Raw genomic sequence first — 21,819 nt, forward strand, 5'->3', positions numbered from 1 at the left:
GGCGATGTGTGCCAAATTTAGCAGTAAAATTTCTTCCAAACCATAGATTTAGGCGGCTCATAAAAAAAGAGACTTTTACTGCATATTAAATGCAATAAAAGTCTCGCAATTTAATTACGCTCCGGATGAAAATCATCGCGTTGACGATAGCGTAAACACTGATGTGTCTGCTACTCCCTTTTATTAAGAGTATAATATATTCATTTCATATATATGTCAATACATTCTTTATCTGCATTTTCTTTTTTTCTCAGTTTTTTTCTGATAAAAAGATCATCAGGAAGCTGTGAGACTATTATAGCTAAAAACATCATCCCACACCCTATATATTCATGTATCGAAAGAATCTCTCCGAAGAATATCCAACCTGAAAATAATGTGAAAACAGTTTCAAGCGCCATTATAAGGCATGCCAGATTAGGATTTGTAGCCTTCTGCCCCATAGTCTGAAAAGTATATCCTACCGCACAAGCTATTACACCGGAATATATTATAGGTATCCATGCATCTTTTATAGCCGTCCACGTGATACCACCGAAGAAAACAGCCGGAATCACACATATCAGTCCAGCCACAATAAACTGACTGCACGTCAAAACAGCAGGCTTTATTCTTCTGACAAAGTGATCTATGGCATGTATATGCACAGAACATAAAAAAGCCGCGCAGAACATCATAATATCTCCAAAGGTTACAGCTTCGATACCATTGAAAAGGCAAAGAAAATATAGGCCAACAAGTCCGATAGCTACCCCTATCCACAAATTTCTACCGGTCTTTTTACCCAGATAAATCCCTATCATGGGAGTTATAAAAATATAAAGAGCTGTTATGAAACCTGCTTTACCTACAGATGTATATGGAAGTCCAATCTGTTGAAGCAATATAACAGCGGCTATAAGGCTTCCACAGCATAACGCGCACTTCAAAATTTCTTTGAACGTTGTTATTTTTTCCTCATCGTCAGAAGATTGTTTTTTTTGCAAAACCAATACAAAAGGAAGCATGACAATGCCTCCTAATATACATCTTACTGAAGTAAAAATAAAAGGATCTATATATTTAAGACCTTCCTTCTGCGCTGCTAAAGAAAATCCCCAAACCAGTGCCGCCACAAATAAAAACAAATTCCCTTTTGCACTGTGTCTCATGTTTTAAAATATCCATTCTTTCTCTTTAAATCCCACGAGAATGCGCTCTCCATCTATAAGAAGAGGTCTTTTTACCAGCATGCCATCTGATGCAAGAAGCGATATTTTCTCAGAATCACTCATTTCCGCCAACTTATCCTTAAGGCCAAGTTCTCGATATTTCATACCGCTGGTATTAAAAAATTTCTTTATAGGATATCCGCTTTTTGCAATCCATTCTTCCAATTCTTTCTCATTGGGATTATTTTCTACTATATGTCTGTCATCAAATTCAACCCCCAGACTTTCCAGATGCTTTTTAGCTTTCTTACATGTAGAACATTTAGGGTATTCTATAAATAACATATTTACAACCTCCTTATTATATCAGTGTCATTTTAACATAAGACTTCATCATTTTGAAAGCTACCAAAAAATAAAATTCATTATCATAAAGTTATTATTAATATTTACAATTTTAATGCAGTATATTATATTTTTTATATTAAGATAAATTCAGAATCTATATTATTCATATTATTAAAAACGGTACCGCAAATCACGGCACCGTTTTAATTTTAAAGCTATATTATCCTGTTTATGCTTCTGCAGATTCCACAACATCCTTACCGTTGTAATAATTACAGTTAGGGCAAACTCTATGCGGAAGCTTTGGCTCGTGGCACTGCGGACAAATAGAAAGCCCCGGTGCTTTCATCTTCATGTTCGCAGATTTTCTCTTATCTCTTCTTGCTTTCGAAGTTTTCCTCTTAGGTACTGCCATATTTTACACCTCCTTTTGCTCCGTTATATGTATGATATATTCGTTAAATTAAATATCTGTCGAATAATTCGCAACTTCTAAAGTATACCTTCCATCGGTATCTCTTGTCAACAATTATTTTCATACGATGATAAAAAGCTGTATACTATAGATTCCCTTATTATTTACCGGTAACGATCTTATAAGTATCTCTGGCAATCATTAACTCCTCATTAGTAGGAATCAAAATAATTTTTACTCTTGAATCATCTCTGGAAATAATCATCTCTTTACCTCTTACCTTGTTCTTTACAAGGTCAAGTTTTATTCCCAGATTGCCTAAATCATTACAGATGATATCTCTCATGCCTATGTCGTTTTCCCCTACACCGGCAGTAAACACTATAGCATCTACACCGTTCATTTCGGCGATATAAGCACCGATGTAAAATCTAACCTTATGAGCAAAAACCTTGAGAGCCAGAAGAGCCCTTTCATTTCCTTCTTCAGCAGCAGCCTCAAGATCTCTGAAATCACTGGACACCCCTGATATACCCAGTACACCCGATTTTTTGTTAAGTATTTCATTGGCAACGCCCTGATCAAGCTTTTCTTTCTCTCTGATGTATGTAACGATGGCTGGGTCAATATCACCACTTCTTGTTCCCATTACCAATCCCTCCAACGGAGTAAATCCCATGGAAGTATCTATACATTTACCTCTCTTTATAGCTGATACGGAAGCTCCATTTCCTAAGTGACATGTTATCAACTTCAAATCATCGATATTTACATTCAGTATGTCAGAAGCCCTTTCAGCTACATACTTATGGCTTGTTCCATGGAAACCATATCTTCTGATTCCGTATTTTTCATAATATTCATAAGGAATAGCGTAAATATATGATTCAGGAGGCATAGTCTGATGAAAAGCTGTGTCGAATACACCTACCATCGGTGTGTTTGGCATCAGTTCCTGACAAGCCGCAATACCGAGAAGGTTAGGCGGATTGTGGAGAGGAGCCAAATCGATACATTCTTCAAGGGCTTCAATTACAAGATCATCTATCAGTACAGAATGAGCAAATTTCTCTCCGGCGTGAACTACACGGTGTCCTACTGCGCCTATCTCGCTCATATCTTTAACGACGCCGTGATTTTCATCCTGTATCGCCATAAGAACGTGTGAAATAGCATCTTTATGATTTTCCATAGGAACGATAAGCTGGAACTTGTCCATGCCTGTCTTCGTATGAGTTATCACAGATCCTTCCATCCCTATTCTTTCAACCAAGCCTTTACAGAGAAGTGCTTCGTTAGTCATATCCAGAACCTGATACTTCAGTGAAGAACTACCACAGTTAATTACTAAAACTTTCATTTACAATTCCTCCATCTTTGTATTATTAAAACAACTATATTATTATACCCTTTAAAGCAAAGTGATTCAATACCTTTGGCTATTTTCAGAATTTTCCGCCTCAACATATCACTGATTTTTCAGACTATATAAGGCTTCATAACTTTATCTGAAAAAATGTACAAATCACGCGCATTAATAACATTATAAACATCAGAAGATATTATATCATATTTTAAAGTTTCTTCTACATCCCTGTATAAATCCTTCTCTTTATTTATATTGGTAATTATTGGAATATGAGGATTCTCCTGTTTCTTTATTAATTTAATAAGCCTGCGTCCCTTTTCTCCTGCTGCCAGGACTCTTGCATAAATATTCTTTTGCGGATTATATTCTTTCAATCCTATGAGAATATATATAATAAGTCTCCTCACAGTAGATTCTGTATAACGTTTGGACACCATTGCAGAAACAAGATGATCCATAGATGATGCTTTTACTATCTCTTTTCTGAATTTATTTTCAAGGCCTTCTCCCATGCAGTGTATACGCGCCATTTCCTCGTTCCCACTTTTCATCAGCTCACCCTTTAACAACAAGAATGCACGTTCTTCAACTTGTCTGGGATTCTGTACTCTCACAAGCTCTGCCGCAGAATTATCAGGCATATATTCTCTCAAAACAGTTTCTCTCACAGCACCTTCACGTATCATCTCCCTTAAAACAGAAGCTCCTGCAAATCCAGCCAACTCATTGTATTCTCGATATCCCGAACCAAAACGTTTTACTACATGAGCCGTCACGGCATGTCCTTTTTCTCTCCAATATGATATCCTTTTCAAATATTCAATAGCCAATATATTATTGGGTTCAGTCATAAGCGAGGCTTCATCCCTGCTCAGAATCCTCTCCACTCCCTTTTGGAAAGCTTTTACTGACGAATACCCCTTTTTCATTTCCAGCTGTCTGATCTCATTTATATTATCCTTATATTTTGAAAGTTTCTGTACAACAGCTTCCAGCCGGTGCAGATCTCCGCTTTCACTTCCAAAAGATATATGAGTAGCTCCTATACCAGTCAAAATATCTATTGCACCCGATGCAAAAACTTCTGCTCTTGAACATGCAAAAATAAATGGAAGTTCAAGAACAAGATCCACACCATTTTCCACAGCTATTCTGCTCCTGCTCCATTTATCTAATACGGCAGCTTCCCCTCTCTGTGTAAAACTGCCGCTCATTACAGCAACAGAATATTCTGCCCCTGTATTTTCCATGGATTTTTCAAGATGATATCTATGCCCGTTATGAAACGGATTGTATTCTGCTGTAATTCCTAAAATTCTCATAAATTAATCATAACACAAAGAGAGAAATAATAAAAGCCGCCGCTGCTGCAAATATACTATGTGTCAACTTACTTACAAACAAATACTTTATCGGAATTCCTGTTCCAGAAAGCATACTCATAGACTGCCCCAAAACAGAAAGTCCTCCCCATGACATTATCGCTGCAGAAAGTATACACTTCATCGACTCTGTCATAGACCCGCATTCCGCGACAGCTCCGCAGCCCACCGTCATTTCAAAAAATCCTTTTACAAGAGCTCTGACAGACTGACTCTCTACAAGAGAAAAACCACCGCACATATGAAGTAGATCTGTGATAAACATAAACATCACTATGTAAGCCAGCACTATTCCCAAAGATCTAAAAGACATGATTATAGCCTCTGTGAAAGATTCTTGTATTCCTCTTCCAGAAGAACCATTTCTTAAGGACGAAATCTCAATTGCAGGGTCTCTTCCCAAAATTCTGGTATAAAGAACACCATTAGCAAAAGCGCCTATATAATGCGCCACAGCTATTATTCCCCCCAACATACCTGAACCCAGCATACCTGCTCCTACAGCTCCTACCATGAAAGCCGGCCCGGAAGTGCTGCAGAAACTCATGAGGCGTTTAGCTTCCCTCATGGAAATTTCACCATCGCGTTTCAGATCACCTACTATTTTTGCTCCCATTGGATATCCTGAAAGTACACTCATAGCAAAAGGAAAAACACCTGATTTGAATAACCTTATAACACCTATATTCTGTAGAAAATTTGCACAGATAAAAAAAGGCAAAAGCGCAGGCAAAACATTACTTATCCACAGAGATATCCCTTTTCTCGCAGAATAAAGAGCTATCGTAGGAAATATTACCATCAGAATGCAGCATGCAGAAGTTATAAATCCTGCAACAAATATTCTTTTTTTGTTAAATTTAAAAATACTCATGATCTATTTATATTAATAAACCATGAGTATTATGTATCTATTATTGTTTACTGATCCTCTTCTTCGCTTTCAGCTGAAGGAGCCGGTATATCATCGGCATCCATCTGTGTCCTGTACGCCATATCTTTGAGTTCATCTCTATTGGCTGCCAAAGCAGAATTAATATCATCAAAAGCTTTCTCTATACTTGTAAACATCTCTCCGAAATATATGGAGCTGAGATGTTCCATCTTCCCCTGAAAACTGTACAATATACTGTCAAGATAATCATATGTACCTATCTTAAGCTGTTTAGCAGTATTCTCGGTAACTCTCATCAGCTCATCAGCACGAAGCTTCGCTTTTACTGTTATATCGTTATTTTCCACCAAAGCATCCGCCTGTTTCTGAGCATCTTCTATTACCGCCTCATATTGAGTTCTGGCCTCGGCGATTATTCTCTCTCTTTCGTTTTTTATCCACTGAGCCTGCTGGATCTCATCCGGTAATTCGGCTCTTATTTCTCTGACTATTTCCAATAATTCCTGAGAGTCCACCATTATTTTTCCCGTAAGAGGAAATCCTGCGGCAGTGTCAACAATTTCTTCAATTTCTTCTAAAAGTTCTAAAACCCTCATATTATCCTCCTATTTATCGTCAGTTAGTTCTTTCATTCTTTCCAGTATCGCATCAGGAACCAGTCCGTCTATGGATCCTCCCAGTGAATATACTTCTTTTATCATACTTGAGCTTATAAAAGAATACTGCGGATCAGTCATAAGAAACACAGTTTCAACAGTTTCATGAAAAAGTCTTGCATTCATCTGAGCCATCTGAATCTCATATTCAAAATCCATAGTGGCTCTCAAGCCTCTGACAACTACATTAAAGCTGTTATCATTGACATAGTTGGCAAGCAGCCCGGAAAAACAATCAACCTTTACATTTCTAAGATGTTTAAGCGCATCTTCTATCATAAATTTTCTCTCTTCCAAAGAAAACACGCACTTTTTGGAAGGATTAACTATTATTCCGATGGTAAGCTCATCGTAAAGTTTAGCAGATCTCTCTATTATGTTCAAATGTCCGTTTGTAAGAGGATCAAAAGATCCAGTATACAAAGCCTTCGTTTTCATCTGTACTCCTCCCAGAAATTCCAATTAATTATATCACGAATCCAGCCTTCATTCAACAATATATTGACAACATAATAATACCGTATTTACGCTGTTTTAATTTTTTGAACCCAAAAAATTCGTCTGGAAGCGACTCTTCTTTTCTATGTTCGGCTACAATAACGCCTCCCTCTCTGAGAAGTTTCCTTTCAGCAATCATTTCAAAACAAACTCCCAAAAGATCCTCATCATAAGGAGGATCCAAAAGTATTATATCAAAAGGTTCAGATGCGTTCATAAGCAGTTTTTTGAAATCTCCTGCAGCAACTATCGCTCTATCCTGAGCTTTGCAATGAGCTATATTTTCTTTTATAAGTTTTATACTTTCCTTTGAATTATCTCCAAATATACAAATATCTGCTCCCCTGCTCAGCGCTTCTATGCCCAGATTCCCCGTTCCAGAAAACAAGTCAAGCACTCGGCTTGCATAAATCTTTTCCGTCAATATACTGAAAAGAGCCTCCTTCACTTTGTCTGTAGTAGGCCTTATAGAATAATCAGAAGGTGTTTTGAGCCTTCTTCCTTTATAATCTCCTGCAATTACACGCATATTAATCCTCCTGTAAGCTATTTTTTTAATTTTAGCATTAAAGTACCGATATATCTACAAAAATTGAAAAAGAGATATTTACTTTTAAGGCAAATATCTCCCTTTCCCATTAGTTTGCTTTTTAAATCTGCATTAACTTACTTATTTTCCTGCAAGCTGCTGTTCAGCCATTTCGACTAACTTCTTAGTCATATAGCCGCCAACGTAACCGTTCTGTCTAGCAGTTAAGTTTCCCTTATCTGCCTGGTCATAATTTGCAAGACCCAGCTCGTTAGCCACTTCAGTCTTTAAGTTCTTTAATGCTGGCTTTGCGCTAACATTCATTTTATCCTGTAATGACATTTAACCTCACCTCCTGTAGTAATAATTTAACCCGAGATGAAAAAAGTATTACATGCAATTATTTCATATATTTCCGTGATTTACCAAGCTACAAATCAAGTGTCAAATTTTCTCCGAAAAGCTTTGTTATCTTTCGTTTCAGGCCTTTATTTTCATCAGATTCCAATACAGGATCTTTTTCAAGAATAACTTTAGCCTCTTTTTTAGCATGCTCCATAATTTTTAAATGTCTGGAAAGGTCGGAAATATTCAGATCCGGAAGACCGTGCTGCCTCGTTCCGAATATTTCTCCCGGACCTCTGAGTTTAAGATCCTCTTCAGCAATGAAAAAACCATCTGAGGAAGCTTCCATGATCTCTCCTCTTTTTCTGGCAATTTCCGAATCTCCTTCAAAAATCAGAAAGCAGTAAGATTTATGCGGTCCTCTCCCGACTCTGCCCCGAAGCTGATGAAGCTGAGCCAGCCCAAATCTTTCTGCATTTTCCACCACGATAACAGTAGAATTAGGTACATTTATTCCAACCTCTATAACTACCGTAGCCACCAAAACATCTATGAGTCCATGATAAAACTCCTCCATAATGCGGTCTTTATCCTCTTGTCTCATAGCCCCGTGTATTAATGCAACATTATATTCTTTAAAACGTTTCGAAAGCTCTTCTGCCACTTTGTGAGCAGATCTCAGATCCATGACATCCGATTCCTCTATCAATGGCGTAACTACATATGCCTGTCTTCCGTCCGCTAACTGCTTTTCCACAAAATCGTAACAGTTATCACGTTTTTCATATCCTATGCTTCTGGTACTTATTTTCTGCCTTCCGGGAGGAAGTTCATCTATTACTGAAACATCAAGATCTCCGTAAAGAACTACTGAAAGCGTCCTTGGTATAGGAGTAGCGGTCATAACAAGAACATTAGGATTCCTGCCTTTTTCTTTCAGCTTTACTCTCTGCCTCACTCCGAATCTATGCTGTTCATCAGTTATTACAAGGCCGAGTCTTTTAAATTCCACATCAGGCTGTATAACAGCATGAGTTCCTATTATAATTTGAAAAGAGCCTTCTTTTATTTTCTCCAAAGTTGCTCTTTTATCTGCAGCTTTCATAGAACCTGTGAGAAATCCCACTTCTATTCCATGATATTTAAATGCCCTGCTTATACTTTCAAAATGCTGTCTTGCAAGTATTTCAGTAGGAGCCATCAAAACAGCCTGATATCCGCTTTTTACAGCCTTATACATAGCTATCTCAGCTACAGCTGTTTTTCCCGACCCTACGTCTCCTTGAACAAGACGGTTCATAACTTTCCCGCATTCAAGATCCTTTTCTATTTCTTTTATACATCTTTTCTGAGCTCCTGTAAGCGTATACGGCATAGAATTTATGTATTTTGAAATATCAGCCTTACATGAAAACGCTATACCGTTTTCCTCCTCTTTTATATTTTTTCTCGCCGCAAACAAACCGACCTGCAAAACCAATAACTCATCAAAAATAAGCCTGTATTTAGCCTCAAGAAGTTTCTGTTTTTCCTGAGGAAAATGTATATTGTTTAAAGCATATTCAAGGCTGCACAATCTATTGCTTTTTATAAAATCTTCTCCTAAAAAATCCTCAACTTTACTATAAAGATTTCTCACTTTATCCTGCCAGCTCCGCATTTCTCTTTGAGTAATCCCCTTAGTGAGAGGATATACAGGAAGTATCCCGCCATTCTCTTCAGATCCCTTTGAAAAATCAGGATGAATAAGCTGTATTTTTCCGAAATTTTCTTTAGCTTTACCATAAAAAATATAACTTTCTCCTATTTTAAAAGTATTTTGCAGATACCGGGCGTTAAAAAAAACAACTTCAATCATTCCTGTATCATCTGATACCAAAAGTTTTAGCAGTTGTTTTCTTCCGTACTTATATCTGTCATTTACTATCAGCTTCACTTCAGCTTTCACCACAACTGCTGCATCATCTTTTATATCGTGTATTTTGATTTGATTTCTGCGGTCTTCATAATCCCTTGGAAGAAAAAAAATAAGGTCCTCAAGGGTATTTATATTAAGTTTTTCCAGAGCTTCTGATTTTTTAGGACCTATTCCTTTAAGAAGAGTCACTTTATCATTCAACTGCATTTATCTGCTCACCTCTATATGTCTTTTGGCAATATTTTTTGAAAAGGTGCCTGTAACCGTAACAGTGACTCTTGCAGGCTTTTCGCCCATAAATTTTTCAAAATTTTCGTATATGCTATTTATTATTTCCCTCGTCACTTTTTTGATACTGACGCCGAAACGCACTGCTATATATACATTTATCCTGATTCCTTGATCGGTTTCATCTGCATGGATACATCCTGCTTCCTCATCATAAAGGTTCATCTTTGAGGCTAATCCCGGAACCACATTCATATATTTGCCTTTATAATTAAGAAGAATCACTCTGTCTCCCACATTCTTAACGCACTCCGTAACTATTTTGTTTATTATATTCTGTGAAAAATTAATATTACCTAATTGAGTTTTTATATTAAGCATGATGATCTCCTTTTATTATTTTTATTTTATCATAAACGATTATGTATGCACAATCTCAATCACGTTTTCATACAATGATCTAAGGTGAATCATTATGAATAAACAAAGTTATAAGTGCTGTCCGCCAAAAAAGAAAAGAAAAAAGAAAAACTGCAACGGAAAAAACAAAAAAATAGGTCTTATGATGCTTCTCTTAGGTGTTTTTACGGTGTTTCTTCTTGTGCTTCCGTTAAAATACTGGGTACTTCTGCTCAGTGCAGCTCTGATAGTGTTCGGTATAATGCTTCTAAAAAAAGAATAACGATTTTTCATTAACAATATCCGCATAAAAATAGCGCCCACTTAATGAGCGCTGATTTTCCAATTAGATGGCACGGTTTACTTTGCCTGATCTTAAACATCTTGTACATACTTTAGCTTTTCTGACTGTTCCGTCTTCTTCAACTCTTACAGTCTGAATATTTGCATTCCATTTTCTTCTCGTATGTCTGTTGGAATGGGATACATTGTTTCCTGAAACCTGTCCTTTTCCGCAAATTTCACACTTTCTTGACATCTGCCGCACCTCCTTATACATTTGGTATCTAAAAGCTTACGCAACTTTTTCACTCAATCTCGTTCAAATCCAAAAGTTTACTGACAGACTCGAACATATGACATTATAGCATAGCAAAAACCCAAACACAAGAACTTTTTATGACCTACCCAAAACTTGTTTTTGGCACGTAGGTCAAACGCCAGAATTGCACAGCTTTAGCTGTAATGCAATTCTTCTGCGAATATGTCTCGCCCGTATCTTTGATACGGCGCGCGGGACAAACACAGAAAGCGCAGCACTTTAGTGCGTGGCGTTTTTTCAGTGAGAATACCTACCCAAAACTTGAAGCCCTAGCCCGAAATCTGTGATTTCGCGGCAGGTCTCATGCAAGGATTCCCTAAATCTTTGATTTAGAGGAATCTACTGCGAGATTTGGCACGTAGGTCAAACGCCAAAATTGCATCGCTTTAGCCGTGATACAATTCTTCTGCGAATATAATTTCCCAAAACAGAAATTAATTCTATAAATCATAATACATATCAAACTCCATAGGCGTCGGCATCTGTGTATGCTTCTTCGTATCAGCTCGTTTATTTTCAAGCCAAAGCTCAATAAGTCTTTCAGGAAATACTCCGCTTTCTGTCAGGAATTCATTATCCTTTTCCAGCTCATCAAGTGCTTCGTCAAGAGTCTTTGGAAGGCTCTTAATCTTAACTTTATCCTGATCGCTTAAAGTATACAGATTAAAGTCATACGGACCAAATCCTGCTTCAACAGGATCCATCTTATTCTTAATACCATCAATACCCGCCATTAGGATAGCTGCATATGCATAATACGGATTACATGTTCCATCGGGATTTCTGACCTCAAATCTTTTCTTGTCAGGGTCCTTGGCATATGCAGGTATACGGATAACGGAGCTTCTGTTAGCTGTGGCAAAACCTATGGTAACAGGAGCCTCATATCCCGGCACAAGTCTTTTGAAAGAGTTGGTGCTTGGATTTGTAAATGCACAGAGAGCCTTTATATGCTTGAGGATACCGCCCATGAAATACATCGCTGTATCCGAAAGCTGCGAATACCCGTTTTCATCATAAAACAGTGGCTTTCCATCTTTAAAAAGCTGCATGTGGATATGCATTCCATTTCCAGCTTCATCATAAAGCGGCTTCGGCATAAATGTAGCTGTTCTTCCCTCAGCTATAGCCTGATTCTTTATTAAATATTTAGTCATCATGGTCTTGTCGGCCATTTCAGTAACGCTGCCGAACTCGACTTCGATTTCCAGCTGTCCCGGACCGCCTACCTCGTGATGGTGATATTTTACCTTGATTCCCTGATTTTCCATCAGCATAGTGACTCTGCTTCTAAAATCATAAAGAACATCCTGAGGGGGCGCCATATGATAACCTCCTTTATGAGGCATTTTATACCCCAGATTATCTTCTTCATCATTCTTGTTCCAGTCTGCCTGACCTGCGTCAATTTTAAACCCCGACTGATGAGGCTCCGTCGAATAACTTATATGGTCGAATACGTGAAACTCAAATTCCGGTCCGATAATCATTTCGTCTGCAATTCCTGTGTTTTTAAGGTACTCCTCGGCATGCTTAGCAACATTTCTCGGGTCCTGGTCAAAACGATAATTTTCAGGAACACTGATAACGTATACGTCTCCGATCATTGCCAGTGTAGGAATCTCCATAAACGGATCTATATATGCAGTGGAAAGGTCCGGCACGAATACCATATCGCTCTTTTCAACAGGCGCGAATCCATAATTGCTTCCGTCAAAGCCTATACCGTTTCTCAAGGTATCCTCATCGAATCTATCTGCCGGTATCGTAAGATGTCTCCATCTTCCGTTAAGATCGATCATCATAAAATCAACCATTTTGATATCTTCTTCCTCAATAAATTTCTTGGCTTCCTCTAATGATTTAAACATTTATTTTCTCCTTTTTAAAATTAGTCTGAATCTTCAGTAAAACATATCTACATTAGAGTATATATTTGTTCTTAAAGTCTTGTCAATCATTAATATTCTTCATCTGTCAACAAAAAAATACAGTCCGCATATCTAAACTAATGCGAACTGTATTTTTTCATTTCCATAAAACGATCCTGCCGGCTGCTTTGGTTTTATTCATATCAATTATCCGTTGATTGCTGCTTCCTCTGAACTGAAGAGTAAGATCTTTAAGTTCATTTATAAATGGTCCATCTATAAGTATATCCGTAAGCTCCAAAAGCCTTCTGATATGCTCATCTTCCACAGCCATTTCCATCAGTCTCTCATATGTGTATCCACTGAAAACCGTCAGAGAAAGATCTCTTTCCTTTACTCGCTTTGCCATATGTCCGAAAGCCTCGGCCTGACAGAACGGTTCTCCTCCCGAAAAAGTAATTCCTGCAAGAAGAGGATCCTTGTCAATTTCATCCATAAGTCTGTCGATATTACACAGAAACCCTCCCGAAAAATCATGAGTCTCAGGATTATGACAATAAGGACAGTTATGAGGACATCCCTGACAAAATACAGTAAACCGTATTCCAGGGCCGTCAACTATAGACTCTCTGACTATACCTGCCAGTTTAAGAGAATAAGAACTGCTCATTAAAGAGTCTCCATTTCCGAATCCAGACTGTGCTTCACCCGATCTTTTTCCTCAGAAGTTTTGGCATCATTCCAATTATCCATAGTTCCTACCAAATATCCTGTAATACGTCTGATTCTCTCAAAGCCCTGATCACCATCATCCTCAGTTCTATGACAGCAAGGGCATTCATTATCTATAATTCCGGTATATCCGCATACCGGATCTCTATCCACAGGATGATTTATCGAGCCATATCCTACCCCGCTTTCCTTCATACATCTTACAACCTGCTCAAAAGCATCCAAGTTTTTGCATGGATCACCATCAAGTTCTACATACGTTATATGTCCGGCATTAGTAAGTGCGTGATATGGAGCTTCAAGCTTTATTTTATCAAAAGCATTTATATGGTAATAAACAGGTATATGGAACGAATTGGTATAATAATCCCTGTCTGTTACGCCTTCTATAACACCATATTTGGCTCTGTCTATTCTCACAAATCTTCCCGACAGGCCTTCTGCGGGCGTGGCGATAAGTGTATAATTAAATCCTGTTTTCTGTGACTCTTCATCCATTTTTTTTCTCATAAAGCCTATTATTTCAAGTCCCAGACTCTGAGCCTCCTGACTTTCTCCGTGATGAACGCCTAAAAGTGCTTTGAGACATTCCGCCAATCCTATGAATCCTACAGTAAGAGTACCGTGCTTAAGAACTTCAGCTACAGAATCTTCAGGCTTAAGATTATCAGAATCTATCCAGATGCCTTGACCCATCAAGAAAGGATAATTTTTTACCTTCTTTGAAGCCTGTATCTTATATCTCTCCATAAGCTGGTCTATACACAAATCCACTTTTCTCTCAAGTTCATCAAAAAACCAATCTATATCTCCATGTGCTTTTATGGCTATTCTCGGAAGATTAACAGATGTAAAACTTAAATTGCCTCTTCCTCCTACGATCTGCCTTGAAGGATCATGAACATTTCCGATAACTCTCGTTCTGCAGCCCATATAAGCCACCTCTGTATTAGGATCTCCCTCATGATAGTACTGAAGATTATACGGAGCATCAATAAATGAAAAATTAGGAAAAAGCCTTTTAGCTGAAACTCTGCACGCCAGCTTGAACATGTCATAATTAGGATCTCCGGGATTATAGTTGATACCTTCTTTTATCTTAAAAATATGTATAGGGAATATTGCAGTCTCGCCATTTCCCAAACCAGCCTCCGTGGCAAGCATTATATTTTCAATGATCATCCTGCCTTCAGGAGATGTATCAGTACCATAATTGATGGACGAAAACGGTATCTGCGCTCCGGCCCTTGAATGCATAGTATTAAGATTATGTACGAAAGCTTCCATAGCTTGATATGTGGCTCTCTTTATCTCTTCATTAGCATACTTTGTGGCCTTTTTCTGAAGCTTGTCTATAAATTTTTCATCTATTATTTCTTTGAGATGTTCACGTTCTGTTTCTTTATATCCGTTATCATCAGCCAATATAGGGAAAATATCATTTTCTTCCATTATTTTGGCACCTATGGCTTTTGCCTGTTCCACTCCATCTTCTATATCAAAAAGAAGATTCAGCATTTTCCCCAGGTTTGTCCAGTAAAGTTTTCTGAATGTTTTCTTTACACCGTTGGCCATACCGTAATCAAAATCAGGTATACTCTGACCTCCGTGCTGATCATTCTGGTTCGACTGTATTGCTATACAAGCAAGTGCAGCATAACTCTGAATATCATTAGGCTCTCTTAAAAATCCATGGCCTGTGGAAAAGCCTCCTTTAAAAAGTTTTTCTATATCTATCTGACAACATGTAGTGGTCAAGGTGAGAAAATCCATATCGTGAATATGTATATCTCCTTCTCTGTGAGCTTTGGCATGTTCAGGTTTAAGTACGAACATTTCATAAAACTGCTTGGCGCCCTCCGAACCGTATTTAAGCATGGTTCCCATAGCAGTATCACCATCTATATTAGCATTTTCTCGTTTCGTATCATTATCTTTGGCTTCTTTAAAAGTAAGATCCTCATAGATTTTCATAAGCCTCGTATTCATATCTCTTACTCTTGTACGCTCTGCCCTGTAAAGGATAAACTCTTTAGCCGTTCTTGCATGACCGTTTTCGATCAGTACTTTCTCTACGGCATCCTGTATCTGCTCCACCGTAGGTATCTCATTATGACATATCTCCACAAGATAGACTTCCACCTGTCTGGCAAGAAATCTGGCCATATCATGATCTCTTCCTCCCAGTACCTGAGCAGCCTTATATATGGCATCGGCAATCTTGTCTACATCAAAATCAACTGTCCTCCCGTCTCTTTTGATTATCTGTTTTATCTGTTCCATTATGCTCCCCCTCACTAACCACTATATATTGTTGTTGTTTAATTCCAAGAATAAATTATACACAAAATACAGAATCAGTCAATATGAAATCAAATAATTTTATTGTACTTTTTCAAAGCCAAGAAAATTTCTAAAAATCAATTTTTTGCCTTAAACGGCAAATCCATTGCACTGAAAAGCCTCCGCTGTTAGGCAGAGGCTTTTAATTTACATAAAACAAATTTAAGAAAACCCGTATTATTTACCCATTCCCTTTTTCATATCAATCCTTATCCCCGAAAAATTCAGAACGAAGCATAGACATGAGATGAAGATCATAATATTTTCCGTCTTTTTTCGTAGCATTTCTTGCAACGCCTTCTTTCTCAAAGCCAAGACTCTCATATAAAGTATACGCTCTCTTATTACCCGTATAATAATCCAACGTGACACGTTCCATATGAAGGAAAGTGAAACAATATTCAAGCAGTTCATTCATAATCTCTCTGGCAACGCCTTTTCCCCAGAACTGCGTCTCCCCTATATAAAATTTAGTAATATCCAGCGAATCAGAATGAGTATCAATCTTAGAAATAAATATTCTGCCTATAGGTTTGCCGCTCTCGCGGTCTACTATCGTAAAGTCCAGTTTCTCCCTGCTGAATTTATTATAAATAGCCTCAGTCACCACATCCTCATAGCTTCGATTTTCATCAAAAGTAAGATATTTTGTTACTTCAGGATCATTCTCCCATTTTACAAAATATTCGTAATCATCAAATTCAGTTTCTCTTATCAAGAAATTCTCAGTTTCCATTCTTCTCTCCTTTAACAGGTTTTTAAAGATTCATCGAATCTCTACAATTTATTTTTCTCATGTGTTATTATATTATTATATTAGAAATGATAATAACAAACAAGGAGAAATATAGGCCATGAAAAGATATTTATTGCTGATGATACCATTAATTTTAATTTTAACTTTATTTTTAGGCAGCTGTTCATTGGGAGAAATGACAAGAGAAAATGAACTCAAAACTGCGATGGAAAGTACATATGAAGAACTTGATTCAACATTCTCCGGCGATTCAGGAAAATATTCCTTAGTTGCCGAATATCTGAAATCGTGGGCAAACAAAAATGATATAGAAATCACCGAAAACAATAAGAATCATATGGTAATGATCAATCCTGCCACTGATGGATATAAAGATGCGCAAACAACAGTATTTCAATGCGCGGTAAAAACAAATGATTTTAATAATTCAATGCAGACTCTCTCTACTGCGCTAACTGCCCTTTTAGGTCCTGAAAAGCATGGCAAACTGACATTGATCATAACAGAAAACAACGACGGGCAGTTTACAGGAGCTGAATCGGTAGATTCCAAATATTACAAATGTGATAATTTTATAAATTTGGAACGAAGTGATGATATTCAGCTTTACACCTCAGGAGCTTATGAGATGAGCAGTACTATGACTTCATCTATAGAAACTGCATCTCCTTCCTACTCTCATGCTTACGCGATAACTATGTCTATATCCGGATACCACGACCCCTTCGATTTTGACAGACATTATCCTAATCCCATTGAAACAATAGGAAGTCTTTTGGCAACAGAAAAAAGCTCGGGTCAGCTTTTTCATCTGGCATCTTTTGAATGCGAGTCCACAAGCAGCTATACCCCTACTTCAGCAACTGCTGTAGTAGTAATAGACAGCAATGACATCGAAAGCTTTGAAAAAAAATTTGATAAATCCTATAACAGTGTAAAAAACAAATTGGAAAAGCTCAATGATAATTTCGTATATACATTTACAGAAACATCAATGCCGGAAACTGTAATGAGCAGTCAAACCAGCGACAGCATTATAAGTCTCATGTATACCCTTCAAACAGGTACATATCTACAGGATGAAGAAAGCGGCGAAATCATTTCTGCATCAGATATATCTTCTGTAACTACAGCAGAAGGAACATTTAAGCTCACTATGATTTCACGAAGCCTTGAAGAAAACGTCCTCAGCGATATGTCATCTGAATTTCTTACTACTTCAGGGTTATGTAATATATCATATGAAGCATCTGAACCTCAAAAAACATGGTCCTCTGACAGCAAAAAAGGACCCGCTGCCTTTTTATCTAAAGCATTAGGTTCCGAAGACTCAATAATTCCTGCTACTCTCGAAAACAGTGAATGTGGTGTTTTCGCATCAAAACAGGATCTCAACATGGTATCATACAGATTCAACGTGCATCACAGCGATGCTGCACTTATGAATATAATACATTTTGTCGAAAGTTTAACAGAACTTTCATAATCAAAAAATGCAAAAGTATCCTTTACTGTCTTTATCCTATTCCAAATGACACAAAAAATACCGGGTATATTTCATGCCCGGTATTTTTCATCAATATCAAATTTCCTGCTATTTCACATGTACAAAATTGGATGTAGCGGATGCAAGAGCCTTGCCGTTGCCTTCATCATAAGCAGTCGCTCTAACCCTTACAAGAGATCTTCCTAAATGTATTATTTCTGTTTTCACTATATATGAATCTCCCAAAAACGGTCTGATAAAACTAACGCTTAAATCTGCTGTAGACACTCCTTCAGAATCCGAATAAGCAAGGACAGTCATCCCCATCGCCGTATCAAACATCGCCGATATTGCTCCTCCGTGTATCTCCCCGCGTTCATTCCTCTCCCAATCTTTTCTGACGAATCTTATTTGAGCTGATAAATTATCTTCATCATATCCGTAAGGTTCAGGAGACAGTAATGAATTCATATTTACTGTTTTATTATTTCTTATCTCTTTTGTTATGTCTTCCATTCTTTCCCGTACTTTATCTTTTGATTGCATAACTTTACCTCCATTCCTATATATTCTACAACGTTAAAGACAAATTGTCTCTATATAATATTTTAAAAAACGAAGGAATATTTTCCGCATATATCCCCAAAATATCCGTGAGCTTCACCACATGCTTCTATACGTGTGACTGTACAGCTATTACTACATCCTCGGCATTCTATTTCCTTAAGCTCAATATCAGCGGATCCTGTCTCAAAGCCTTTGAAACATGTAATGCCTCTGTCCTTATCCTTTGCTAAAAGAGCTGCTCCGAAAGCTCCCATTATTTTATGTTCCCAAGGTACGAAAATCTCACATCCAAGTATTTCTTCAAATGCTCTTTTCATTCCTCTATTGGCAGCTACACCTCCCTGGAAACAGATTTTGGGCTTTATTTTCTTTCCTTTAGCAACATTTGACATATATGAAACAGCTAAAGCTTTGCACATTCCTGCCATAAGCTCTCCATCCCTTATCCCCATCTGTTGTTTATGGATTATATCAGATTCAGCAAATACTGCGCAGCGTCCCGCTATAGAAACGCTTTTTTCGGCATCTGCAGCCATATCTCCCAGTTCTTCTATGGTCACTCCCATCCGCCCGGCTTGTCTGTCAAGAAAAGATCCTGTTCCGGCAGCACACACAGTATTCATAGCAAAATCAGAAACCATGCCATCTTCCATAATTATGATTTTGGAATCTTGCCCTCCTATTTCTATCACTGTTCTGATTTCAGGGTCTACTTGAGCTACAGCCCTTGCATGTGATGTTATCTCATTTTTTACTACATCTCCTCCTGCCAAAGCAGACCCGAGATATCGCCCGCTACCTGTAACCCCCACACCCGCTATATCATTCGAAACATATTTTTTTCCCAGTCTGCGAAGTCCGTCCTTAACGGCTTCCACCGGCCTGCTTTTAGTCTTAAGATACAGCGATTCTGCAACTGATGAATTCTCATCCACCAATACCAGATCGGTACTTATTGAACCTATGTCTATTCCCAGCCAGTACATGTTTTCTCCTTTCCAGCATATCAACAAAAGCCTCTATTCTAGTTTGATACCCTGCATCTGCTTTCATTTCATCATATATAAGATGGAGTATCTTATTATCCTGTTTATCCTGAATTCCTTCACAAAAAGCTTTCGCCACTATTTCAGGCATACAGCCCGCAGGCATTATCTTTATCACTCCGTCAAAGGAACCGCTGTTCATTATCTTTGATACAGTCTGCCTTCCATATCCTCCGATATTACATGGGATCCCATATTTTTTCCCGAATATTGATGATACTGAATCAGGAAAAATAATATCTGACAATGTGTGTCGTATCCACCATGAAATATTTAAATGTCTTTTTACACTGCATCCCAACCTGATAAGCCTTTCCTCAAGCCTTCCATTTGCTTCTTCTTCTATAGAAGTATATATCTCACCTGTTATCAAAACCTTCACAGGATCAGCTTCAGGATTTTTCTTCAGACCTTTCAGACGTCTGTATGAATTTTCTATGATACGAAAACCATCATAAAAGTTCTCGGCATTTTTCATTTTCTCCTCTATTTCACGTAGAAGTTCCGCAGCTTCATAAGGTTTGTCAAGATATCCCGCGGTCTTTTCTATTTTTGTTCTCAGAGTGTCAAGTTTAAAGATCAATTTAAGACCGCAGAAAATATTCCTTGCCAATTTAATAGCAGTAAACTCTGAAGATTCCAAAACACTATATTCTTTCAGCGCAGAAAGCCGCTTTAAAAATTCACGTCTTCCTATTACAGCCGGCGAATCTAGGAGAATCCATTTACACAGATAACCATTCTTATCAAGGGTATCCATCATCAGCTGACAGTATTCTCCCAATCTGCATGGCCCGCATGTGGCTGCCATCACTACAGTATCAGCTCCCATATCATAAGCTCTCTTCAAATTTCCCACCATATATTTAAAGGGAAGACACATTTCTTCCGGGGATATTTCTATACCGGCCTGCAGTGTTTCTTCATCATTATCAGGCGGAACTATATGGGAAATACCAAACTCATTGAAAAGCAATTTGACAATGCAGGACATCGGCCCCATATGAGGAAACGTTATCATCATGCAGACCTCCTTTTCTCAAGAAGATCAGAAAATGCCTCCAGCCTTGTCTGTAAACCTGCCTGACCTCTGTGCTCATCCAGCTTCAACATCATCATTGGGATTTCCTTTAAGTGCGTTTTCAATATCTCTGAGATCAATGAATCTATCCCACAAGAAAAAGAAGATAGATATATTATACCGTCTACATTGTTTTTCAGCTCCATAGCAGTACCTACGATTCTTACAAAAGCTTCCCAGAAAGGTTTTTTCTCAAGATCTAAACGTTTTACTGCTTCTTCACGTCTGCTCTGAGTCAGTTCACTTCCCGTAACTGCACTGATAGCCAGATCGTCCAGTTTTTTCATAATGTCACAATTTGCAAATTTATCATATACATTATAACAATGCCCTAGAACTAAAACTTTTTTAGTATTAGGCAGCAGTATCTCTCCTTCTCTGGGAGGATCAGGCATAAATTCCCATGCAGCTTCTACATGACTTTTTTTGACACCGAGTGTTACTTTCATCTGATCTCCATAGGCTTTCTCAAAATTACGTTCAAATATATCTCTTTTTATGCCGAGCTTTTTAAACATATGACGAAGAGCTTTCTTAGCCTTATTCTTATTATTAAAATATATCGGTTCTGTTACAAGTAGTTTTTTCCCTTCAGTTATCCGGGACGAAAGCTCCGGCAATCCCAGCAGCTTAGGACACAGCCAGCCACCGCTATGATCCTTCATCACTCTTAAAATAAGTACTTTGTCGCACTGACTGCATAAAGTTTCCACTTGCCCGACAAAAAGTTTTACAGGAAGGCACGCCTCATCAACAGTCAAACGTCCTCCTATTTTCAGCGTACTCTCATTATTTTCCTGTCCTGAGATAATAGTGACATCAGTATCCTGAAACAGTTTGTTTATAAAAGAAACATACTCATAATAAAAAAAACCTCTTGGTATTCCCAATAACATAAAAAAACCTCCTGCCAAATCTATACAAATAGTTTTGACAAAAGAGGTATTTTCTATTCTATCACCTGATACATAGTTGCTGCATCTTCTTTTCTGCACGAGTCTTTTAGCTCTGCCACCTTTATCCTCAGACTTCCGTTTCCGAACTGTATATAAATCTCATCGCCTATCTTTACCTCTGTTCCCGGTTTAGCTATCTTTCCGTTGACTGTTATCCTGCCTTGCTCACATGCTTCTTTGGCAACCGTTCGTCTTTTGATGACCCGTGAGTTTTTTAAAAATTTATCTACTCTCATGAATCCTCCT

Annotated in this window: 24 protein-coding genes; 2 read left to right on the forward strand and 22 right to left on the reverse strand. The window is 37.9% G+C overall.

What is annotated here, in order from left to right:
- Window positions 1-200: 200 nt before the first annotated feature.
- From H8692_RS09910 to H8692_RS09965, 12 genes are all read right to left on the reverse strand, one after another.
- Window positions 201-1,151 carry a DMT family transporter gene (locus H8692_RS09910; RefSeq protein ID WP_187525620.1) on the reverse strand — a complete coding sequence of 317 codons (951 nt, stop codon included), beginning with the start codon at window positions 1,149-1,151 and terminating at the stop codon, window positions 201-203.
- Between the two features lie 3 nt (window positions 1,152-1,154).
- Window positions 1,155-1,496: an arsenate reductase family protein gene (locus H8692_RS09915; RefSeq protein WP_177270733.1), complete on the reverse strand. Its 342-nt coding sequence runs from the start codon at window positions 1,494-1,496 to the stop codon at window positions 1,155-1,157.
- 232 nt (window positions 1,497-1,728) lie between these two features.
- Window positions 1,729-1,914, reverse strand: a complete 186-nt coding sequence (gene rpmF / locus H8692_RS09920; protein WP_177270732.1) for a 50S ribosomal protein L32 — start codon at window positions 1,912-1,914, stop codon at window positions 1,729-1,731.
- Window positions 1,915-2,074: 160 nt separating this feature from the next.
- Complete coding sequence (locus tag H8692_RS09925) at window positions 2,075-3,274, reverse strand: acetate/propionate family kinase (RefSeq protein WP_177270731.1); 1,200 nt, start codon at window positions 3,272-3,274, stop codon at window positions 2,075-2,077.
- Between the two features lie 119 nt (window positions 3,275-3,393).
- The gene (locus H8692_RS09930) at window positions 3,394-4,605 is read right to left on the reverse strand and encodes a tRNA(Met) cytidine acetate ligase (protein WP_187525621.1); all 1,212 of its coding nucleotides are present in this window, start codon (window positions 4,603-4,605) and stop codon (window positions 3,394-3,396) included.
- A gap of 7 nt (window positions 4,606-4,612) precedes the next feature.
- Window positions 4,613-5,539, reverse strand: coding sequence for a hypothetical protein (locus H8692_RS09935; RefSeq protein ID WP_187525622.1), 927 nt, complete (start codon window positions 5,537-5,539; stop codon window positions 4,613-4,615).
- 47 nt (window positions 5,540-5,586) lie between these two features.
- The gene (locus H8692_RS09940) at window positions 5,587-6,156 is read right to left on the reverse strand and encodes an ATPase (RefSeq protein WP_177270728.1); all 570 of its coding nucleotides are present in this window, start codon (window positions 6,154-6,156) and stop codon (window positions 5,587-5,589) included.
- Between the two features lie 9 nt (window positions 6,157-6,165).
- The gene (gene coaD, locus H8692_RS09945; protein WP_177270727.1) at window positions 6,166-6,654 is read right to left on the reverse strand and encodes a pantetheine-phosphate adenylyltransferase; all 489 of its coding nucleotides are present in this window, start codon (window positions 6,652-6,654) and stop codon (window positions 6,166-6,168) included.
- A 52-nt stretch (window positions 6,655-6,706) separates the two neighbouring features.
- A complete protein-coding gene (gene rsmD, locus H8692_RS09950; RefSeq protein WP_177270726.1) occupies window positions 6,707-7,243 on the reverse strand; it encodes a 16S rRNA (guanine(966)-N(2))-methyltransferase RsmD in 537 nt (178 codons plus the stop codon).
- A 141-nt stretch (window positions 7,244-7,384) separates the two neighbouring features.
- Complete coding sequence (locus H8692_RS09955; protein ID WP_177270725.1) at window positions 7,385-7,585, reverse strand: alpha/beta-type small acid-soluble spore protein; 201 nt, start codon at window positions 7,583-7,585, stop codon at window positions 7,385-7,387.
- A gap of 88 nt (window positions 7,586-7,673) precedes the next feature.
- Window positions 7,674-9,713, reverse strand: coding sequence for an ATP-dependent DNA helicase RecG (gene recG / locus H8692_RS09960; RefSeq protein ID WP_177270724.1), 2,040 nt, complete (start codon window positions 9,711-9,713; stop codon window positions 7,674-7,676).
- Window positions 9,714-10,115, reverse strand: a complete 402-nt coding sequence (locus H8692_RS09965) for an Asp23/Gls24 family envelope stress response protein (protein WP_177270723.1) — start codon at window positions 10,113-10,115, stop codon at window positions 9,714-9,716. It lies immediately after the preceding gene.
- Between the two features lie 94 nt (window positions 10,116-10,209).
- Here H8692_RS09965 and H8692_RS09970 point away from each other — a divergent pair, with 94 nt between their 5' ends.
- Complete coding sequence (locus tag H8692_RS09970) at window positions 10,210-10,416, forward strand: hypothetical protein (RefSeq protein ID WP_177270722.1); 207 nt, start codon at window positions 10,210-10,212, stop codon at window positions 10,414-10,416.
- Between the two features lie 63 nt (window positions 10,417-10,479).
- Here H8692_RS09970 and rpmB read toward each other — a convergent pair whose 3' ends face one another.
- The 5 genes from rpmB to H8692_RS09995 all read right to left on the reverse strand — a co-directional run bounded on the left by rpmB (window position 10,480) and on the right by H8692_RS09995 (window position 16,416).
- Complete coding sequence (gene rpmB, locus H8692_RS09975; RefSeq protein WP_177270721.1) at window positions 10,480-10,671, reverse strand: 50S ribosomal protein L28; 192 nt, start codon at window positions 10,669-10,671, stop codon at window positions 10,480-10,482.
- A gap of 503 nt (window positions 10,672-11,174) precedes the next feature.
- Entirely contained in the window at window positions 11,175-12,605 is a 1,431-nt protein-coding gene (gene glnA, locus H8692_RS09980) for a type I glutamate--ammonia ligase (RefSeq protein ID WP_177270720.1), read from the reverse strand.
- Between the two features lie 157 nt (window positions 12,606-12,762).
- The gene (gene nrdG, locus H8692_RS09985; RefSeq protein WP_177270719.1) at window positions 12,763-13,275 is read right to left on the reverse strand and encodes an anaerobic ribonucleoside-triphosphate reductase activating protein; all 513 of its coding nucleotides are present in this window, start codon (window positions 13,273-13,275) and stop codon (window positions 12,763-12,765) included.
- Window positions 13,275-15,620 (reverse strand): anaerobic ribonucleoside triphosphate reductase, encoded by a 2,346-nt coding sequence (locus H8692_RS09990; RefSeq protein WP_177270718.1) that lies wholly within the window; start codon window positions 15,618-15,620, stop codon window positions 13,275-13,277. Before H8692_RS09990 ends, nrdG begins: the two co-directional genes overlap by 1 nt.
- Window positions 15,621-15,882: 262 nt before the next feature.
- A complete protein-coding gene (locus H8692_RS09995) occupies window positions 15,883-16,416 on the reverse strand; it encodes a GNAT family N-acetyltransferase (protein WP_177270717.1) in 534 nt (177 codons plus the stop codon).
- A 118-nt stretch (window positions 16,417-16,534) separates the two neighbouring features.
- Here H8692_RS09995 and H8692_RS10000 point away from each other — a divergent pair, with 118 nt between their 5' ends.
- Window positions 16,535-17,923, forward strand: coding sequence for a zinc-binding metallopeptidase family protein (locus tag H8692_RS10000; RefSeq protein WP_177270716.1), 1,389 nt, complete (start codon window positions 16,535-16,537; stop codon window positions 17,921-17,923).
- A gap of 108 nt (window positions 17,924-18,031) precedes the next feature.
- Here H8692_RS10000 and H8692_RS10005 read toward each other — a convergent pair whose 3' ends face one another.
- The 5 genes from H8692_RS10005 to H8692_RS10025 form a co-directional block, all read right to left on the reverse strand.
- The gene (locus tag H8692_RS10005) at window positions 18,032-18,469 is read right to left on the reverse strand and encodes a PaaI family thioesterase (RefSeq protein WP_177270715.1); all 438 of its coding nucleotides are present in this window, start codon (window positions 18,467-18,469) and stop codon (window positions 18,032-18,034) included.
- 62 nt (window positions 18,470-18,531) lie between these two features.
- Complete coding sequence (locus H8692_RS10010) at window positions 18,532-19,476, reverse strand: acyl-CoA dehydratase activase (RefSeq protein ID WP_177270714.1); 945 nt, start codon at window positions 19,474-19,476, stop codon at window positions 18,532-18,534.
- Window positions 19,418-20,560, reverse strand: a complete 1,143-nt coding sequence (locus H8692_RS10015; protein ID WP_187525623.1) for an acyl-CoA dehydratase activase-related protein — start codon at window positions 20,558-20,560, stop codon at window positions 19,418-19,420. The genes H8692_RS10010 and H8692_RS10015 overlap by 59 nt, the downstream gene beginning before the upstream one ends.
- Window positions 20,557-21,513, reverse strand: coding sequence for an acyl-CoA dehydratase activase-related protein (locus H8692_RS10020; protein WP_187525624.1), 957 nt, complete (start codon window positions 21,511-21,513; stop codon window positions 20,557-20,559). Before H8692_RS10020 ends, H8692_RS10015 begins: the two co-directional genes overlap by 4 nt.
- A gap of 53 nt (window positions 21,514-21,566) precedes the next feature.
- Complete coding sequence (locus tag H8692_RS10025) at window positions 21,567-21,809, reverse strand: RNA-binding S4 domain-containing protein (RefSeq protein ID WP_177270711.1); 243 nt, start codon at window positions 21,807-21,809, stop codon at window positions 21,567-21,569.
- Window positions 21,810-21,819: the final 10 nt, after the last annotated feature.

The organism is Lentihominibacter hominis, assembly GCF_014385065.1.
Lineage (GTDB): Bacteria > Bacillota > Clostridia > Peptostreptococcales > Anaerovoracaceae > Lentihominibacter > Lentihominibacter hominis.

Coding starts and splice junctions, on each gene's coding strand:
- H8692_RS09940 (WP_177270728.1), bottom strand. CDS start 6,156: ATGAGGGTTTTAGAACTTTTAGAAGAAATTGAAGAAATTGTTGACACT.
- H8692_RS09955 (WP_177270725.1), bottom strand. CDS start 7,585: ATGTCATTACAGGATAAAATGAATGTTAGCGCAAAGCCAGCATTAAAG.
- H8692_RS09915 (WP_177270733.1), bottom strand. CDS start 1,496: ATGTTATTTATAGAATACCCTAAATGTTCTACATGTAAGAAAGCTAAA.
- H8692_RS09970 (WP_177270722.1), top strand. CDS start 10,210: ATGAATAAACAAAGTTATAAGTGCTGTCCGCCAAAAAAGAAAAGAAAA.
- H8692_RS09925 (WP_177270731.1), bottom strand. CDS start 3,274: ATGAAAGTTTTAGTAATTAACTGTGGTAGTTCTTCACTGAAGTATCAG.
- H8692_RS09930 (WP_187525621.1), bottom strand. CDS start 4,605: ATGAGAATTTTAGGAATTACAGCAGAATACAATCCGTTTCATAACGGG.
- H8692_RS09995 (WP_177270717.1), bottom strand. CDS start 16,416: ATGGAAACTGAGAATTTCTTGATAAGAGAAACTGAATTTGATGATTAC.
- H8692_RS09935 (WP_187525622.1), bottom strand. CDS start 5,539: ATGAGTATTTTTAAATTTAACAAAAAAAGAATATTTGTTGCAGGATTT.
- H8692_RS09965 (WP_177270723.1), bottom strand. CDS start 10,115: ATGCTTAATATAAAAACTCAATTAGGTAATATTAATTTTTCACAGAAT.
- rpmB (WP_177270721.1), bottom strand. CDS start 10,671: ATGTCAAGAAAGTGTGAAATTTGCGGAAAAGGACAGGTTTCAGGAAAC.
- H8692_RS10010 (WP_177270714.1), bottom strand. CDS start 19,476: ATGTACTGGCTGGGAATAGACATAGGTTCAATAAGTACCGATCTGGTA.
- nrdG (WP_177270719.1), bottom strand. CDS start 13,275: ATGAGCAGTTCTTATTCTCTTAAACTGGCAGGTATAGTCAGAGAGTCT.
- H8692_RS10020 (WP_187525624.1), bottom strand. CDS start 21,513: ATGTTATTGGGAATACCAAGAGGTTTTTTTTATTATGAGTATGTTTCT.
- H8692_RS10015 (WP_187525623.1), bottom strand. CDS start 20,560: ATGATGATAACGTTTCCTCATATGGGGCCGATGTCCTGCATTGTCAAA.
- H8692_RS10005 (WP_177270715.1), bottom strand. CDS start 18,469: ATGCAATCAAAAGATAAAGTACGGGAAAGAATGGAAGACATAACAAAA.
- glnA (WP_177270720.1), bottom strand. CDS start 12,605: ATGTTTAAATCATTAGAGGAAGCCAAGAAATTTATTGAGGAAGAAGAT.
- coaD (WP_177270727.1), bottom strand. CDS start 6,654: ATGAAAACGAAGGCTTTGTATACTGGATCTTTTGATCCTCTTACAAAC.
- H8692_RS09910 (WP_187525620.1), bottom strand. CDS start 1,151: ATGAGACACAGTGCAAAAGGGAATTTGTTTTTATTTGTGGCGGCACTG.
- H8692_RS10000 (WP_177270716.1), top strand. CDS start 16,535: ATGAAAAGATATTTATTGCTGATGATACCATTAATTTTAATTTTAACT.
- rpmF (WP_177270732.1), bottom strand. CDS start 1,914: ATGGCAGTACCTAAGAGGAAAACTTCGAAAGCAAGAAGAGATAAGAGA.
- H8692_RS09990 (WP_177270718.1), bottom strand. CDS start 15,620: ATGGAACAGATAAAACAGATAATCAAAAGAGACGGGAGGACAGTTGAT.
- H8692_RS10025 (WP_177270711.1), bottom strand. CDS start 21,809: ATGAGAGTAGATAAATTTTTAAAAAACTCACGGGTCATCAAAAGACGA.
- recG (WP_177270724.1), bottom strand. CDS start 9,713: ATGCAGTTGAATGATAAAGTGACTCTTCTTAAAGGAATAGGTCCTAAA.
- rsmD (WP_177270726.1), bottom strand. CDS start 7,243: ATGCGTGTAATTGCAGGAGATTATAAAGGAAGAAGGCTCAAAACACCT.